Genomic DNA, 16018 nt, shown 5'->3' on the forward strand with positions numbered 1-16018 from the left:
CCCGCTGATTTGTACTGCGAACCCAATGTTAGTCGCCGTCGGCAGGCTTGGATATGGTCTGACTTGCCTCATCCGCGACCTTCGGGACTTACTCCGGAGACAGCACACGTGCCGAGAAACGCACCCCGATCCGTGAACCGGAGCGTGCGCTTCTCGGCACGTGTGCTGCGGGCTAGCTCCCTGTCTGGAGCGCGGGCCCGATCGTGCTGGCTGCGGACAGGGTGTTGAGCAGCATCGCGGCGTCTTGCGGGTAGGGCCAGGCGGACAGTTTCACCACGACGGTGTTGTGGTCGTAGTCGATGAAGATCATCTGCCCGTGAATGCCGAGGCATAGCAGGACCCGCCGGTCGGGATAGGGCACCCAGAACTGGTTGCGATACATTCCGCCTGGCAGGCGCGTATCCGTGGGTGAGGCCGCGAACACGTCGCGGGAATCAGGAGCGCCGGTCAGCGCGTCCTCGATCCACCAGCCAGGTACGAGCTGCTCACCCGCGATCTGCCCGCCGCGCAACAGAAGCTCCCCGAACCGGGCCGTGTCGCGCAGCGTCGCGGCCAGTCCACCGTCATGCATGACCGCCCCCGCTAGATCCACCCCAGCGTCCATGTCGGTTCCGGCGAACCGTGACCACAACACCCGCGAGATCAACTCCGGCATCCGTTCCCCGGCCGCGCGTTCACATACCCATCCGAGCACGTTCGTCTCGCACGACCGGTATTCGAACACTCCGCCGTGCGGGCGCGATGCACGCAGCGTCGTCAGATACTCGTACATCGAGGCCGACAACGACGGGTCGGTGCGCGGCGCCCATCCAATTACTTGCTCGAGTAGCCGCACCTCTGCGCTTGGGTCAAGATAGTTCTCGGAGAACACAACCCCCGAACGCATATCGAGGATGTCGCGCACGGTGGCGCCGTCATACCCGGAACCAGCCAACTCCGGGACGTATTCGGTGACCAGCGATTTGGGGCTGAGCACACCCTGCTCGACGAGCACTCCGGCCACGCAACTGACCACAGATTTGCTCACCGAAAACAGCATGTGCGGCTGACCCGCGTGATAGTCACCGAAGTACAGTTCGGCGCGCACCTGCCCGTCGTGGAGCACCATAAACCCGTCCGTGTTGGTGCCCTCCAGCACACTGCGCACGGTGCCAGTCAGCCCGTCATGCAGCGGAACCGGCAGATCGAGGTCCAGTCCCGCGCCGGGCGGGAGCGGCGCGGGGGTGAGCGACCCCGCCACCCGGGCTGTGGGCACGACCTCACGGAGCCGATGAAACGTCCGTGCATTGTTCGGTGGAAGTTGCCAATTCGCCAGCGTTACCGGGTGCGTCATTTCACCCCCGCCACACCAGCAGCGACTGCTGCCGACTCTGCACCTGGAGTCACCGCGACGCCCGCAAAATGTTTCCGGACGGCATCGATCAGTTCCACGGCACGTTCGGTCAGCACATAACCCGACCCGCCGCGGCCCTTCTGCACCCGCCCCTTGACGAACAACACGCCCAGATCAGCCCCTTTCCACCGATACTCCCCCGGCCCGTAAATCCGCAGGAAAAAACACTCGTTTTCGCGGTAAATCTGATGCCAGTCCGCTGCGGAGCGGTTGAACTCCAGCTCACCTTTTTTCAGCACGTAATCGCCGGTCGCCGGGGCTTCCGTAATCGTCTCCACCACGTCAGCGGTTTCCTTGATGATCATCTGGCTCCACAAATCCTCCGACGCGAGCCGCTCCCACCGCGCGTTGATCTCCGCGGTGTCGAGCTCATACTCCACCCCCATGTATTCCAGCAGGTGGAACAGGAACAGCGGGACGTCCGTGTACGCTCCCGCGGTGACATTCGTGATCGAGGAAGCGCCGCTGATTCGCGGGTTCAGTTCGCCTAGGTACACAGCGTCCGCATCAAGGTCGAGAAGAATATCGACCTCGAAGAAGCCTCGATAGCCTTCAACTACGAGCCGCTCGCCCAGGTTCTTCACCATCTCCGTCGCCGTCGCCCGCAACCGCGGTGTCAGCACATCCGGGAACATTTCGTTCCCGCACCAGCCGCCCTTATACGGCGTCAGCTCTTTGTGACCAGTCAATTCCGTCATGAACGGACCCACGATCGTGCCGTGCCGGGTCAGCACCGCCTCCACCGCGAGAGCACGATGCCGGATGTACTTCATTACCTTGATCTCTTCACCGATGATCTGTTCTTTATGCCGCTCAAAATCGACCTTCGACGAGATGAAGAACGTCGTCTTACCGCTATCCCCGTACGGGGTCTGCACGACAAGTTTGGTGCCGAGCTTCGCTTCACGCGCAGCCTTCTGCAGCTCAGTCCACGACTCGACGGTGGTCAGCACGTTGGGAACGCTGGGTACCCCAGCTTCATGCGCGAGACGTGTCGTCACGATCTTCGAGTCCAGGCGCTCGCGCAGTTCAGCGGGCGGGAGAACCAGGTCGTAGCCGAGTTCGCGGCAAATCTCTTCGGTCTCTTCGTCGAAGAACACCATCGCGACCTTGGGCCGATCACCATCAGGGGTGACCGCAGCGATATGCGCGATCACCTCGGGGTGACGCAACAGGTAATTGTTGATCTCTTCACCGGATTCGAACTCGATGTAGGGCTTATCGACTGGCGTGAACACACGCCCATGCCCCCCATCAAAACCGTCGTAATAGGTGACGTACTCGAATGCACGTACCCAACGATCAAGACCCAGAAGGTTAAACGGCGTCGCGCCGAAGAAAAACACGGGCGTTGTATTGGTGCGGAAGTAGTGCCGGATCTCGGCAACGCCTTTGAGCGGCGCGACGCGTGCGGTGGTCATCGCGTGTCCTTACGGGGGTCTGGTGTGGAGATCCGTGCCCACCGGGGTGGTGGACGGCCCGGCGGGCACGGAAGAATGCGGTTTGCTACGTCTAATTATCGATTCGGCATGGACGTTTCCCTGCACGCCGTTTCGTCGAATAGATCGGTCTGCAGCACTCCAATCCGACCATTCCCACGAGCACTTGTTGATCTCCTTTTCCGTAGCGATAATCCGTTCGCCCGGCTACGAGCGACAACATGGAAAGCTGTCGCTCGTAGCTGGGCGGGCAGCGGAGTGGTTTGGCCGCAACGCGTCCCAACTCAGCCTTTGGAGTGCGCGTAGGTCGCTTCGAGCTTGTCCATGTCCTCCAGTTCGATGCCCTTTGTTTCGCGGATAAATTTCAGGACGAAGAAGATCGCCAGGAATGCGCACGCGGTGTAGAAGCCGTACGCGACGGCGAGCCCAATGTCGGCCAGCGCGGGGAACGTCACGGAGATGAAGAAGTTCGCGGCCCATTGCGCGGCGGCGGCGACAGAAATTGCCATCGCGCGGATCCTGTTGTCGAACATTTCGCCGAGCATCACCCACACGACCGGACCCCAGGAGATACCGAAGAACACGACGAAAAGGTTCGCGGCAACCAGTGCGATCGGCGCGGTCGAACCGAGTTCAGGCACGCCGTCGACGACGGGGGCGATCCCGAAGAGCACCGCAAGTGTTCCGAGGCATAGGAACTGCCCCGACGCACCAATCAACAGCAGTGGCTTTCGGCCAATCTTATCGATCAGCATGATCGCTGCAATGGTCGTCAGAATGTTGGTCACTGACGTAATCACGGTAATAGCGAGCGCATTCTGTTCCGTGAATCCAACTGCCTGCCAGAGGACTGTCGAATAGTAGAAGATCACGTTGATGCCGGTGAACTGCTGGAAGACCGAGAGGAAGATACCGACCCAGACGATCGGCGCAAGACCCACTGCGGCGCCGCGGATCATCTTGAAACTTGGCCGGTCCGGTTTACCCACAAGAGTTTTTCGGATTTGTTCGATCTTCGCGTTGACGTCGCCGCCCACGAACCTCCGCAGCACGTCGGCCGCTTGTTTGAAGTCCTGCTTCGCGACCAGGAAACGCGGCGATTCCGGAATGGTTAGCGCGAGCACGCCATAGAGCAGTGCGGGCACGAGTTCGGCCAGGAACATCCACCGCCAGGTCTCCAGACCGAACATCACGTTAGAGGCACCTCCGGAGAACGACACCAGCGCATAGTTGCTGAGGAGCGCTACGAAGATGCCGGTGACGATGGCCATCTGCTGCAGGGAGCCGAGCCTGCCGCGCAGGCGTGCGGGTGCGATCTCGGCGATGTAGGCGGGCGCGATCACTGAAGCCGCACCGACACCGAGACCACCGACGACTCTCCAGAGCACCAAGTCATACAGAGAGAACGCCAGGCCGCAGCCAAGCGCGCTGATCACGAAAAGCGATGAGGCGATGAGCATTACACGGATACGGCCGTAACGGTCCGCGATCCGCCCTGCGTTCCAGGCGCCAATCGCGCAACCGATCAGTGCGGACGCGACGGAGAAACCAAGGACAAGTGACGATGCTTCGAATTGCTCGCCGATCGCCCTCACAGCACCGTTAATCACGGCGGTGTCGAAGCCGAACAGGAACCCGGCAAGGGCAGCTGTTGCAGCAACGATGACAGTTCGGATAGTTCGGGGACCGTCGGGGTCCGGTTGCCCGCGACCAAGATCCGCGCTTGGTGTCGTCGACACTACAGCCTCCTTATGACATCGGGGCGCGGGCCGCCAACCCAGCGTTGACGTTCGACACCGCTCACCACAGCCTCGTAGAGTGTGATCCAGAACACAACCATTGTCAAGAAGTGAACAGTGATGCCCGTATATGCCCGGATGGTTGTTAATATCCTGAACCAGTTCGTCACAGTCGCGCGTACGGGCACGAAAAGTGCCAGCTGCCATACTGAAAGCGTCACGCTCAGAATCTGAATGGAAGACCACGAGGAACCCATGGACGACACAGCGGGGATCGGAGGGCCCGGATCGCAAAGTTCGCTGCGCGAAGCGAACAGACGCAGAGTGCTCCACCTCCTGCAGTCGACCGGGGAGCTGACCCAAGCCGACATCTCGCGGCAGACGGGGCTCTCGCCCGCCACCGTGTCGAACATTGCCCGCGAACTCACCAGCGAGGGCGTGCTCGCTGCAAGTGAGGGCACCGGACGCCGTCGCGTTCTGCGGCTGTCCGGCTCCGCTGGCCTCGTCGCCGGGATCGACTTCGGCCACACCCACGTCACTGTCGCCATCACGGACCGGGCACATCAGATCCTCGCCATCCGGAAAGCCGCACTCGACACCGACATTTCCGCTGAAAGCAGCATGGATTGCGCGGCCAGGCTTCTTGATGAAGCTGTGACGGAAACCGGCCACGAGCGCACCGCGATCCTCGCCGCGGGGATGGGGCTGCCCGCGCCGATCGAGGGCAGCACCGGCATCGTCGGCGCACCGTCAATCCTGCCCGGCTGGGTCGGCATCAAAGCCAACCAGGCGATGTCGGAAAAGGTCGGGTTCCCTGTCTACGTCGACAACGACGCGAACCTGGGAGTCCTGGCTGAGCACGCGTGGGGCGCGGGGCGCGGCGCTGTCAATGTCGCCTACCTCAAGCTCTCCCAAGGTGTCGGATGTGGCCTGGTCATCAACGGGGAGCTCTACCGCGGGCCCGATGGCACCGCCGGGGAAATCGGGCACACCAGCATGGACGAATTCGGTGCGGTGTGCCGTTGCGGGAATCGCGGGTGCCTCGAAACCCTCGTCGCCTCGCGCGCAGTCGTTCAGCTGCTCGAACCTAGCCGCGGACCACTGACCATCGCCGACGTGATCCGCAAAGCCAGCGAAGGCGATGTGGCCTGTTCACGGGTCCTCACCGACACCGGCCGCCAAGTGGGTGTGGCTGCAGCGAACCTGTGCAACCTGTTCAACCCAGAGCGCATCATCATCGGCGGCGACCTCGGCGGTGCGGGAGAACTTGTCCTCGCACCGATCCGCAGTGTGGTGCAGCGATCCGGTATCCCGACCGCGGCGAAGCGTCTTGAGGTGGTTCCCGCCGAACTGGGCGCACAGGCGCAGGTGCTGGGGGCGATCGCATTCGCGCTCCAGCACATTCCCAGCGTGAGCTGAACCCAACACTCCGCATTAAGAATCGTCTATATCGGTCAAATCGCACCGAATATTGTTCAAGTCTTGAACAGCATCGTCTCCGCATGGTTAACTGTGGCATCCATCACATTCTGGGGTTGATCGCCACGCTCCCCCAGCTTCGCGCCTCTTGTAAGAGAGTCAGGTACACACATGGCTGTAAGCCTCACGCCACGCAAAGTCGCTGTGCTCGGACCGATCCCGCACGACCGGATCACCACGCACCGAGGGGAGGTGTTCGAGAAGTTCGGCTGCACCCTTTACACGGCAGCAGCCCTGTCCGCCCTGATGGGACCGGACGACGTGATCTGCCCGATCGTCCACGTGCGACGGGAGGACGAAGCACCAATCAAAGAAGCCCTCTCACGTTTCGGCAACGTCGATGTGACGGGCGTACGGTCGATCACCAATCAGGGCGACATCGTCGAACTGGAGTACGTCGACCAGAACACCCGCATCGAACGGCAAACCGGGTTCATGGCGCCGATCCTGCCGGAAGACGTCGAGTTCGCCATCGATGCCGACGCTTTCGTGTGTGTGCCCATCACCGACTACGAGGTCGGCCCGGCAACCCTGGCGTACATCAAAACGCACAGCGCGGGCGTTATCCTCTTCGACGGGCACGGCCCCACCGTCACCCTCACCCGCGGCGGCGAGCGGTTCAACAGGCTGTGGGTCGAACGCGACACGTGGCTGCCCTACATCGACATCCTCAAAATGAACCTCGAAGAAGCAGGCTGCAGCTGGTTCCCGGAACGGGATGACGGCCCTTCCATCGGTGCAGAGCTGTCCCGGGACGAGCTACCGCACTTCGCGCGGCACTGCCTCGAACACGGGCTTCGCGCGCTGTGCGTCACCCTCGACGAGGAAGGATGCGTGGTGTACTACCGTGACCGTGACGGGTCGTTCCGTGAAGAACTCGTGGGACGCATCCCTGTCGAGCATGTCGTCGACACCACTGGCTGCGGCGACTCGTTCGCCGCCGGTATGGCGTTCGGGTACCTCGAGCACGGTGATTTCATCGAGGCTGCGCGTTACGGCAACGCGATGGGTGCGCAGCGCTGCGCAGGCTCCGAACTCGCGATCTACAAGTCGCTCGAGGAAACCAAACGCCAAATCGAAGGCATCTACGGCACCATTGGCGGTTCCGCCGGAACGCCCGCAATGTCCCAGGAACGGTGACGCACCATGCTGCACAGCTACCTCAGCACAGATGACTGGCTGATCACCGAGTCACGCTTCTCCCGTGCACGCGCGAACTACTACGAGACGGTATTCACCATCGGCAACGGGCGGCTCGGAACACGCGGTTCGCTCGAGGAGGGCCACCAGGGCGAGCTTTCCGGAACGTTCCTCGCCGGTGTGTACGACAGTCACGATTCCCCCGTCATCGATCTGGTCAACGCGCCCGACTGGCTTGGCCTCGTCATCACCGTCGGCGGAGTTCGGCTCGATGTGGACACGTGCACCGTCGTCACGCATACACGCGCTCTGGATATTCGGCACGGAATTCTTGGGCGTACAACGACATTCCGCGACACGCAGGGTCGTGAGACGACACTGGAGTCGGTCCGGTTCGCGAGCATGGCCGACCGGCGGTTGTGTGCGCTGCGCGCCGAGATCACCGCCGTGAACCATGACGCAGAGATCGTCGTCGAATCGTCCATCGAAGGGCGCCGCCGCAATCTGGAACGGAAACCGGCCTACCCACCCGGCACGAAATTCCCGCCGGAAATCAAATGGGAAAAGTGGGCCAAAACGAACCACCTGACCGAGACCTCACGGGCCGCGGCGGACAATTCAATTCACCTGGGGATGCAGACCATTTCGAGCGGGATCGACATCGGCTACAGTGCCGCCGTCACCACCAGCGTCACACCACAGTCCCGCTCTGTTCGTGAGCAGCACGCGCGCATCGCCGAGGTCCTCACGTTCACTCCGTCCGCCGGTTCGACGATTCGCGTCGACAAGTTCGTCACCATTGCGACGTCACGCGACGATGCATCCGTGTACGACACCTGCCAGGAAGCACTCGCACAGCACCGGACCGCGGGGTTCGACTCAAGCCTGGTAGACAGCCACGCGGCGTGGGACCGGAAATGGGAAGACTGCGACACCGAAATCCTCGGCGATCCGGCAGCGACGCAAGCCATGCGGTTCAACGCGTACCAGCTGCTCATCGCCGTCAATGAAGAGGACCCGACTGTCAGCATCGGCGCGAAATCCTTATCCGGCGAAGGGTACCGGGGGCACATCTTCTGGGACACCGAGATACTGATGCTGCCGTTCTTCATCTACACCCAGCCCGACGCGGCCAAGGCGCTGCTGCGGTACCGCTACCACACGCTCGACGGGGCGCGGATCCTCGCGAGTAAGGGCGGCTTCCGAGGAGCGCGCTACGCGTGGGAATCCGCCGATTCCGGTCGCGAGGAATGCCCGCAATGGACCGCTGACGGTCTCGAACGTCTCTGGATGGGTGACGAAGAACTGCACATCACCGCGGACGTCGCCTACGGTGTGCTCACCTACGTCGCCGCCACGGGTGACGCCGACTTCCTCGCCGAATTCGGCGCGGAAATCCTGTTCGAAACCAGCCGATACTGGGCTGACTGCCTCACCTGGGACCGCTCGAAAGGCGTCTACGAACTCAACTCGGTGATCGGACCGGACGAGTTCCACAGCCACGTCGACAACAACGCGTTCACCAACGTGCTGGTGCGGTGGCAACTCGAACAGGTTGTCCGCATCTACCGCGAGCTCCAGACACAAGACCCCGCGACGCTCGCCGCGATCGCAGAAAAGATCACACTCACGGCGCGGGAAGTGGAACGGTGGGAGGAGATCGCGCCGCAGATCGCCACAACCCGCACGAACGAATCAGGCGTCATCGAGCAGTTCGACGGCTACTTCGACCGCACACACGTCCCCATCACCGTGTGGGACGACAACAACATGCCCCGATACCCCGAGGGCTACCACCACTTCAACTGTGAAGACACCGATCTGCTGAAACAGCCGGATGTCGTGATGCTGATGTATCTCCTCCCCGATCAGTTCACGCAGGAGGCAAAACGTGCCAATTTCGACTATTACGAGGCGCGTACCCTCCACAAATCGTCTTTGAGCCCCGCCATTCACGCCATCATGGGCATTGAGGTGGGCGACCACACCCGGGCGGTCCAGTACTTCACGCGATCCGCGTTCGTTGATCTGGCGGACAACCAGGGCAACACGCACGAAGGCATCCACGCCGCGTCTGCCGGTGGCACGTGGCAGGCGTTCGTCGCCGGGTTCGGCGGTTTCCGCGTCCGGAACGGGCAGCCCGCGTTCAGCCCGTGGCTGCCGCCAGAGTGGGACGAGATACGCTTCCGCCTCCGGTGGCGGGGCAATCGTCTCAGTGTGTCGGTACGGCACAGCGACATGACGTTGCAGCTTGACGGTGACACCGGCACGACTGAAACCGTCAGTGTGAACAACACGCCGATTCATTTGACCGCCGGGACGCCGCAGACGGTGGAACTGGACTTGTCGGGAAGGCCGGAGCGTGCACCTGTTGGAAGCTGAGGCCGTTCTGTTCGACCTCGACGGTGTACTCACTGATACCGCCGCCGTGCATGAACGTGCCTGGGCGCAGGTGATGAGCGAGTTCCTCGACTCGTACGGCGGCGTCGAGCCCTATTCGGTTGCGGACTACTACACCCACCTTGACGGTAAGCAGCGGCAGAAGGGAATCCAGTCGCTCCTCGCGTCACGCGGCATCGACCTTCCGGCGGAAAGCGTCACGGAGCTGGGGGCCCGGAAAAACGCGGCGTTCCGGCAGGCGCTCAGTGCTGAAGGCGTACAAGTGTTTCCAGGTTCGGTGCGGTTCCTCGACTGGATCCAGCAGCACGGCATACCCGTCGCCGTTGTCTCCAGCTCCCGCAACGCGCCCGCGGTGCTGGAAGCAGCGGGTTTGCTTGATCGCTTCGTCACGGTCGTCGACGGGACGGTCGCAGCCGAACACGATCTGCCCAGCAAACCCGCACCGGACACCTACGAATATGGCGCCAAACTGCTTGGCGCTGCACCGGAACGGACCGCCATCATCGAAGATGCGGTTTCCGGCGTTGCGGCGGGGCGAGCCGGGAACTTCTGGGTTGTCGGCGTGGACCGCGGAGCCGGGAGTGAGACGCTGCAGCAGCACGGGGCGGACATCGTTGTTGGCGACCTAGGAGAGTTGGTCGAGGCGTAGTCGCGCTACACCAGCGGGCGCCCCAGTTTGCGAAGGGCGCTGGTGCTGGCGTGCATCGCATTGTTCGGGAACTGCCGCACCACGACCGGCAATCGTCGCGTGCTCACACCCAGAATCCGCATCATGCGATCGTGCCGTGCCTGATCACGCTGACTCCACGTGACACCGAGTTGCTCCCGGAACAACGGTGGCAGGAAGCCGACGTTCGCCCAGTAGAGGAACGGGCCGATCACGAAGCTCAGCGGCCTGGGAAGGAAGTTCGCGCGCAGCACATCGTCAAAGTATCGGGCGGTCCGCTGATCGATATGGACGCGCTGCAGTCCCGATTCCCAGTACTCGTTGAACTCGTCCAAGGTGGTGAACCACTGGTCCCGATGCATTTGCAGCGTCGTGCCCAGCCGTCCGCAGGCGCGCAGCAGTACTAACTCTTCGCGCTCGCTGAGTGGCCCGTGCATCCGGATAAACGTGTCGCGGACCCCGTAGTAGAGGCAGCTCGCCACCCACAACTGAAGTTCACGGTTGAACGCGTTGTATTTGATGGGGCTCTGCGGCCCCGAGCGGACTTGCCGATGTGACGTGTTGACCGCTGCCCCGTATGCCTTCCGCTCTTCCACTGTGCCGAACAGTGCGATGGAGATGTAAGCGAGGGTTGTGCGGGCCCGTTTGACCGGGCGCTTGAACAGGTTGCCGCTGTCCACTGGACTATCCATGACGCCGTAGCCGATCTCGGGCCAGCTCAGCTGCATCACCACGTTCGCGGCACCAGCGAGCGCTGCCGATACCCCGTCGAACCTGCTGTTGAGCAACCGGAGTTCCTCGGCCGTCACATCATCTTCGGCACGTGGGGCGCCGTGGTCAACGCTGAGTTGAGCGTCTCCGACGATAAAGCGGTACTCGCTTGGTTCAGCACTCATTGTTAACGCTCCTTTGCGTTTGCGCACGTCGGGGCGTGCACCGCGGGGCGCGAAAAGCCCAGCGACAGGCTCGCTGATTACAACCTCACGCTGATCAACGAATGCAAGTTAACCTAGATTCTCAAACAGAACAATACCTGTTGTCATCATTTATCCGAACGAACCGGTCAGCGTGCCGTGTCGCGCGCCGCCTCGGCCTGTCCAGCTTTGACGACTGTGAGGCACAGCCATGTGCAGATTTCGGCTAGCTCGGCTGTCGATTCCTTCGGATCACGAAGCCACTCCTCGATGAGTTGGTTGACCCCGCCGACCACGAACAGGGCGCCGCGGCGCATGGTTTCTGCGCTTTCCGGTTCGAAGTCCAGCAGTTCCGCGCCGTACTGGAGCACGAGGTCGGTGATCACATCGAGGGTTTTGGTGCGCCGTTTAACGAGGCCGGGCACCCCGTTCCAGTCGCTAGTCAGAATGCGGTGGATCTGCGGATCATCGCCAATCGCATCCAGCAGCGCTTTCAGGGCGGCGCGCAGTTTGTCCTCGAGTTCACCCGATTCAGCGAGGCTGGCACTCACCAACACCTCGAAAAGTTCGTCGTAAAGCTCGTCAGCAACCGCGACAACCAGCGCCTCACGGTTGGGAAAGTGCTCGTAGAAGTAGCGTGGCGTGAGTCCGGATGAGGCGCAGATGCCTCGCACCGTCACGTCGGCCAGGCCCGATTCACCCCACATCTGCCGGCCAGCTTCGAGCAGCTTGCGGCGCCGTTCTGCGCGACGGTCCTCAGCACTGATACCGCCGTAGTCCCGCATTACCTCTGCGCGCCCCATTGACGCCACTTTACCGCTCGCCTACATTTGACAACGAGCGTTATCCAATTTCGTCGACTCAACGAGGAGCATCGATGACGGCCGTTCCCGCGCGCCATCCCAGCCGACCCCTTAGCGTCCCCGCAGGGATCACAGCGTTCGCCAAGCTGCTCGGTCTGCCAAAACCCAATGCCGTTCAGTGGCAACGCCTCGGAGAGGAACTCGCTGTCGGTGACGAGCCGATGGATCAGCTTGTCGAATGGATGTCCTCAGCCGGAATGAAAGAGATGCGCGCCCTCTTCAACCGTGCGCTCGACGAAGGCATCGATAGCGTTCCCGACGCGCCGGAACCCTTGCGGCGGTTCTTCACCAAGGTTGAGCGGGTGCCGCACTGGGTGGATTGGGACAAAATTGCCCGCGGTTCCGCGGTGATGCGCAGCTCCGGCGCCGACGGCATGTACATCGCGCGTGACGTGTCGCTGCAGGGCGGCTACATGTTCTCCGGATTCAACAAAACACTGTTGCGTACCGGCGCACTCGAGAAGGGCTCGAACCAGCGCTTCGCCGAAACAATGCAGTGGGCGATGGATGTTATAGCGCCAGGCGGCCTCGTTCCGCTCGGTGTGGGTTATCAGTCGACCGTCCGGGTGCGCCTCATTCACGCTTTCGTGCGACGGCACGTCGCCGCGATGCCGGACTGGCGCGAGGACGAGTGGGGTCTGCCAATCAACCAGACCGATATGGCCGCCACGCTGGTAGGCGCGCTGATTGCCCCTGCTGTTGGTGCACTCGGAATGGGGCTACTCCACAAACCCGCCGATCTCGACGCTGTCGCGCACCTGACCCGCTACGTTGGCTGGCTGATGGGTGTAGACGACTACTGGCTGCCCCGGAGTTTCCGTGACGCCGTGCGCGTGCTGTACCACACGTCCTGCGCACTTTCGGTCCCCGACGATTCCACGAAACTGCTCGCGATGCCCATGGCCGACGACCCGATGTACTGGAACTACGAACGGCTGCCAAGCCTGCGTCGCCGCCTCGCCCGCGCACAGCACCTATCGCTGACCGCGGCTTTCCTCGGCCCGCATGCGATGCGCACCATGGGCCTGCCGAGGTTCGTGCTCCCCTGGTACCCACTAGTGCGCATACCCCTCAACGTAGCGCGGACGGCCGCAATGCACCTCCCCGGCGGCCTCGAACGAGTGGCCTCCCGAGGTCAGCGGGAACATGCCGCATTCATGAAAACCATCATCGCCGGGGACGCCAAAATCGGTGCATCAGCGGCGCACATCGGACGAGCTGCCTGACCTTTTGTTGGGGCTGTTCGCCGCGAAGTGCTGTGCCGTTTGCCCGCCTCGTAGCGACTTTCGTTGTCGCTGATAGCTGGGCACAGACTCACACGTGCCGAGAAGCGCACACGGTCGGGGCGAATTTGAGGTGCGGTTCTCCACACGTGTCGTCGGGACAGCGCCCCAGCCCGCGAATTGCGATTTTCGTCCGCTTCGCCAAAAAATCTTGAACAATCACGGGGGAAGTAGTTTCCGCTACTTCACACCCTTGCGGAAGGTATTCAACATGCGCAGAATCACGCGCGGCCTGTTCGTTTCAGCTGCCGTTCTCCCCCTCGCAATATTCGGGTCCGGTGTCGCATCAGCTGGCCTCGATGACATCGATGCATCGGCGATGGAGATAGGTCCGATCACGATTGTCACCGTCTCAGGCGCCCAGCCGGACGCAGAGTGTGTGACCGTTCCCCCACAAATTTTCGGTGGAACTGCTGACGCCGACGGCAACGCGTTCATGATTCTGCTGAGCGACACCGTGCTCTTAGATTCAATTCTTGTGACCTGCGTGCCAGGGGCTCTGCTTGTACCCGACGTCACTACGGCGCAGGTTGATTCAGGCTCACTAGCGTCCTGACGCTCCACCAGGCAGGCCCACCCAGGGCAAATCCAGCTGCACAGGTCAACTAAACGGCCCCAAATCGCGTGGTTTCGTTGACTCTCGCAGCTGGATTTGCAGGGTGGGCCCGCCTCGCTGCATGCCGTGCCCTGTGACGCACGTCATCGCCTCACCTCGGAACCGCCGGAAGCTGGGCCGCGTCTAACCCCAGCAACACGAGCCCGAGGGAAAGGTACGTCAGTGCGCCGAATGGCCATAGCGCTCACTGCGGCGCTGATGCTTACAGCAGGCTGCGTGTCAGACACCGATGACCCCGCCGCGTCACTCGAGGCCGAGGAAGCAAGAGAGTACTCCGAACGCCACGGCTTCCCCTACTACGAGAACGACCCCTACCAAGAGCCGTACCACCCGTGCATTGAGATACCCGACGATGCGCTAATCGCAACCGGTGTCGACCCCGAGACAGCATTCGCCGACACCTCGGAAGTGCCCTCGCCAGGCTGGAGGATTTGTTCGTGGGACGGCACCGGCTACGCGCTCTCCGTGTACACGATGGTTCGGACTCTCGACGAGCTTTATACACACCCGATGTATCACCAGTTCCGCGACGTCACCATCAACGGGCGCGAGGGAGTCGAATTCCACGTGATCAGAGACCCTGAAGCATGCACAATCGCGTTCCCTGCAGCAATGGGAATGACCTTCGTCCGGACTTCACTTGTGTTGGCCAACCGTATGCCGCCCGGATCCACCTTCTGCGCGCTCGCCGCACAGCACGCGGCTGACCTCGATCCACATCTCCCACAGCTCTGAAGACACCGGAATCCACATGACCACACCGACCGAACAAATACATCTGCTCAACGCATTGAGTGGCGGCCTCGCAAGCGGGGAGCTCAAGCTCAGCTCTGAGGCAATCGGGCAGGCAATTGCATGCTGCGACGCCTACATCAACGCGATGGCGCGGTTGCGCAGGACGTTCGTCAACACGGACGAAAACCACGGCTTCGGCAATCTTCCTTCCGGCCAGGCAATCGGCCGCCACTTCGCCGACAAGCGCCTCGAAATGGCAACCGTCCTGGGCGAATACATCGAAGTCGCAGAACGCATCAAGGAGACATTCGTGGCTGCCCGTCAGCGATACGCTGAGACGCATTCTGCGCACGTTGCGGCGCTAGGTAGCGGCTAACGGGGATACTTACTGCCTATGCCACCTCCTGCGTACCAACACATCGTCGCGCTAGGAAGCAGTTTCGCGTCCGGGCCTGGGATCGCGCCGTACGCGGACAAGACTGCCTGGCGCTCAAAGCTCAACTATCCATCGATTCTGGCGGACCTTCTCGGCGCGAAGCTGACGGACCGCAGTTCATCTGGTGTGACAACCGCCCACATTTCGCGCCAGCGCCAGCGCACCGGTCTCACGACCAGAAGCCCACAGTTGGATCGATTTCCCTCGGACGCGGACCTTGTTACGCTCACCGCGGGCGGGAACGACCTCGGGTACATCGGCGGCATGATCAAACTGGCATGTGCAGGCCGCCTGACGAACCCATTGTTGCGTCCCGTTGCCCGACTCCTGCGGCATGGGAGCCCTGTAGCCGTCACGGAATCCGACGTTGCGAACGTCGCGGAAGCGATCGCGCGAATCGTTTCCGCCGTACGAGATGAGGCGCCGAACGCGCGGATCGTGCTTGTTGAGTATCTGACCGTCGTCGGACCCGATACGGTTCCCCTCACCCGAGACGTTCCGCTCACCCAGGCGCAGCTCTCAGAGTTCCGGCTTGTGGCCGACAGCCTGGTGAGGGTCTTTGCGGAAGCTGCCTCCCTCTCCGGTGCGGACGTTGTCCCGATGAGCGAGATCAGCGCGGCTCATGCGCTCGGCTCGGAGGACCCGTGGGTTGTGGGCATGCCCGACAAACTCACGGACCTTATCCGCCACCCACCGTTTCATCCCAACGCAGCGGGCATGGAAGCCACCGCCCTCGCGATCGCCGACCACCTCCGCCAGCCGTGACACGCTCGGTATGCGTGGCAGATAGCCGACGCTCAACGTGAAGAGGAGTGAGGCGGATACCTGTTCGCCCACCTCGCAGCGACAACCGCGAACTCGTTGACGCAGTCGTCGTGGACGCCGCGGCTGAGTCCGGGGCTTGGTCCGGGCAC

Annotated in this window: 14 protein-coding genes; 9 read left to right on the top strand and 5 right to left on the bottom strand. The window is 62.2% G+C overall.

The genetic code is table 11. The features are described from left to right. Nucleotides 1-172: 172 nt before the first annotated feature. From AS9A_RS13420 to AS9A_RS13430, 3 genes are all read right to left on the bottom strand, one after another. Entirely contained in the window at nucleotides 173-1333 is a 1161-nt protein-coding gene (locus AS9A_RS13420) for a serine hydrolase domain-containing protein (protein ID WP_013807587.1), read from the bottom strand. Then, a complete protein-coding gene (locus tag AS9A_RS13425) occupies nucleotides 1330-2814 on the bottom strand; it encodes a biotin carboxylase (protein ID WP_013807588.1) in 1485 nt (494 codons plus the stop codon). Before AS9A_RS13425 ends, AS9A_RS13420 begins: the two co-directional genes overlap by 4 nt. A 302-nt stretch (nucleotides 2815-3116) precedes the next feature. After that, entirely contained in the window at nucleotides 3117-4571 is a 1455-nt protein-coding gene (locus AS9A_RS13430) for a sugar porter family MFS transporter (RefSeq protein WP_013807590.1), read from the bottom strand. A 255-nt stretch (nucleotides 4572-4826) separates the two neighbouring features. Here AS9A_RS13430 and AS9A_RS13440 point away from each other — a divergent pair, with 255 nt between their 5' ends. The 4 genes from AS9A_RS13440 (at nucleotide 4827) to AS9A_RS13455 (ending at nucleotide 10239) form a co-directional block, all read left to right on the top strand. Then, entirely contained in the window at nucleotides 4827-5990 is a 1164-nt protein-coding gene (locus AS9A_RS13440) for an ROK family transcriptional regulator (protein WP_013807592.1), read from the top strand. 171 nt (nucleotides 5991-6161) lie between these two features. Next, a complete protein-coding gene (locus tag AS9A_RS13445) occupies nucleotides 6162-7190 on the top strand; it encodes a carbohydrate kinase family protein (protein ID WP_013807593.1) in 1029 nt (342 codons plus the stop codon). Between the two features lie 6 nt (nucleotides 7191-7196). Further along, nucleotides 7197-9572, top strand: a complete 2376-nt coding sequence (locus tag AS9A_RS13450) for a glycoside hydrolase family 65 protein (protein WP_013807594.1) — start codon at nucleotides 7197-7199, stop codon at nucleotides 9570-9572. After that, a complete protein-coding gene (locus tag AS9A_RS13455) occupies nucleotides 9553-10239 on the top strand; it encodes an HAD family hydrolase (RefSeq protein ID WP_013807595.1) in 687 nt (228 codons plus the stop codon). Before AS9A_RS13450 ends, AS9A_RS13455 begins: the two co-directional genes overlap by 20 nt. Before the next feature lie 5 nt (nucleotides 10240-10244). Here AS9A_RS13455 and AS9A_RS13460 read toward each other — a convergent pair whose 3' ends face one another. Further along, nucleotides 10245-11153 (bottom strand): oxygenase MpaB family protein, encoded by a 909-nt coding sequence (locus AS9A_RS13460; protein WP_013807596.1) that lies wholly within the window; start codon nucleotides 11151-11153, stop codon nucleotides 10245-10247. Nucleotides 11154-11320: 167 nt separating this feature from the next. Then, entirely contained in the window at nucleotides 11321-11974 is a 654-nt protein-coding gene (locus AS9A_RS13465; protein ID WP_041451084.1) for a TetR/AcrR family transcriptional regulator, read from the bottom strand. Between the two features lie 74 nt (nucleotides 11975-12048). Between AS9A_RS13465 and AS9A_RS13470 the strand changes: the two genes are divergently transcribed. The 5 genes from AS9A_RS13470 to AS9A_RS13490 all read left to right on the top strand — a co-directional run bounded on the left by AS9A_RS13470 (nucleotide 12049) and on the right by AS9A_RS13490 (nucleotide 15869). Continuing rightward, nucleotides 12049-13260, top strand: a complete 1212-nt coding sequence (locus AS9A_RS13470) for an oxygenase MpaB family protein (protein ID WP_013807598.1) — start codon at nucleotides 12049-12051, stop codon at nucleotides 13258-13260. Nucleotides 13261-13528: 268 nt separating this feature from the next. Further along, nucleotides 13529-13873: a hypothetical protein gene (locus tag AS9A_RS13475; RefSeq protein WP_013807599.1), complete on the top strand. Its 345-nt coding sequence runs from the start codon at nucleotides 13529-13531 to the stop codon at nucleotides 13871-13873. A 231-nt stretch (nucleotides 13874-14104) separates the two neighbouring features. After that, nucleotides 14105-14668 (top strand): DUF3558 domain-containing protein, encoded by a 564-nt coding sequence (locus AS9A_RS22765; protein ID WP_049793731.1) that lies wholly within the window; start codon nucleotides 14105-14107, stop codon nucleotides 14666-14668. Between the two features lie 16 nt (nucleotides 14669-14684). Next, nucleotides 14685-15044 carry a hypothetical protein gene (locus tag AS9A_RS13485; protein WP_013807601.1) on the top strand — a complete coding sequence of 120 codons (360 nt, stop codon included), beginning with the start codon at nucleotides 14685-14687 and terminating at the stop codon, nucleotides 15042-15044. A gap of 18 nt (nucleotides 15045-15062) precedes the next feature. Then, nucleotides 15063-15869, top strand: a complete 807-nt coding sequence (locus AS9A_RS13490; protein ID WP_013807602.1) for an SGNH/GDSL hydrolase family protein — start codon at nucleotides 15063-15065, stop codon at nucleotides 15867-15869. Nucleotides 15870-16018 lie beyond the last annotated feature (149 nt).

This window comes from Hoyosella subflava DQS3-9A1 (assembly GCF_000214175.1).
Classification (GTDB): domain Bacteria; phylum Actinomycetota; class Actinomycetes; order Mycobacteriales; family Mycobacteriaceae; genus Hoyosella; species Hoyosella subflava.

Bases quoted from the DNA above. Each gene is read 5' to 3' on its own strand.
- AS9A_RS13470 (WP_013807598.1), top strand. From the start codon at position 12,049: ATGACGGCCGTTCCCGCGCGCCATCCCAGCCGACCCCTTAGCGTCCCC.
- AS9A_RS13475 (WP_013807599.1), top strand. From the start codon at position 13,529: ATGCGCAGAATCACGCGCGGCCTGTTCGTTTCAGCTGCCGTTCTCCCC.
- AS9A_RS13485 (WP_013807601.1), top strand. From the start codon at position 14,685: ATGACCACACCGACCGAACAAATACATCTGCTCAACGCATTGAGTGGC.
- AS9A_RS13465 (WP_041451084.1), bottom strand. From the start codon at position 11,974: ATGGGGCGCGCAGAGGTAATGCGGGACTACGGCGGTATCAGTGCTGAG.
- AS9A_RS13425 (WP_013807588.1), bottom strand. From the start codon at position 2,814: ATGACCACCGCACGCGTCGCGCCGCTCAAAGGCGTTGCCGAGATCCGG.
- AS9A_RS22765 (WP_049793731.1), top strand. From the start codon at position 14,105: ATGGCCATAGCGCTCACTGCGGCGCTGATGCTTACAGCAGGCTGCGTG.
- AS9A_RS13450 (WP_013807594.1), top strand. From the start codon at position 7,197: ATGCTGCACAGCTACCTCAGCACAGATGACTGGCTGATCACCGAGTCA.
- AS9A_RS13420 (WP_013807587.1), bottom strand. From the start codon at position 1,333: ATGACGCACCCGGTAACGCTGGCGAATTGGCAACTTCCACCGAACAAT.
- AS9A_RS13440 (WP_013807592.1), top strand. From the start codon at position 4,827: ATGGACGACACAGCGGGGATCGGAGGGCCCGGATCGCAAAGTTCGCTG.
- AS9A_RS13490 (WP_013807602.1), top strand. From the start codon at position 15,063: ATGCCACCTCCTGCGTACCAACACATCGTCGCGCTAGGAAGCAGTTTC.
- AS9A_RS13445 (WP_013807593.1), top strand. From the start codon at position 6,162: ATGGCTGTAAGCCTCACGCCACGCAAAGTCGCTGTGCTCGGACCGATC.
- AS9A_RS13460 (WP_013807596.1), bottom strand. From the start codon at position 11,153: ATGAGTGCTGAACCAAGCGAGTACCGCTTTATCGTCGGAGACGCTCAA.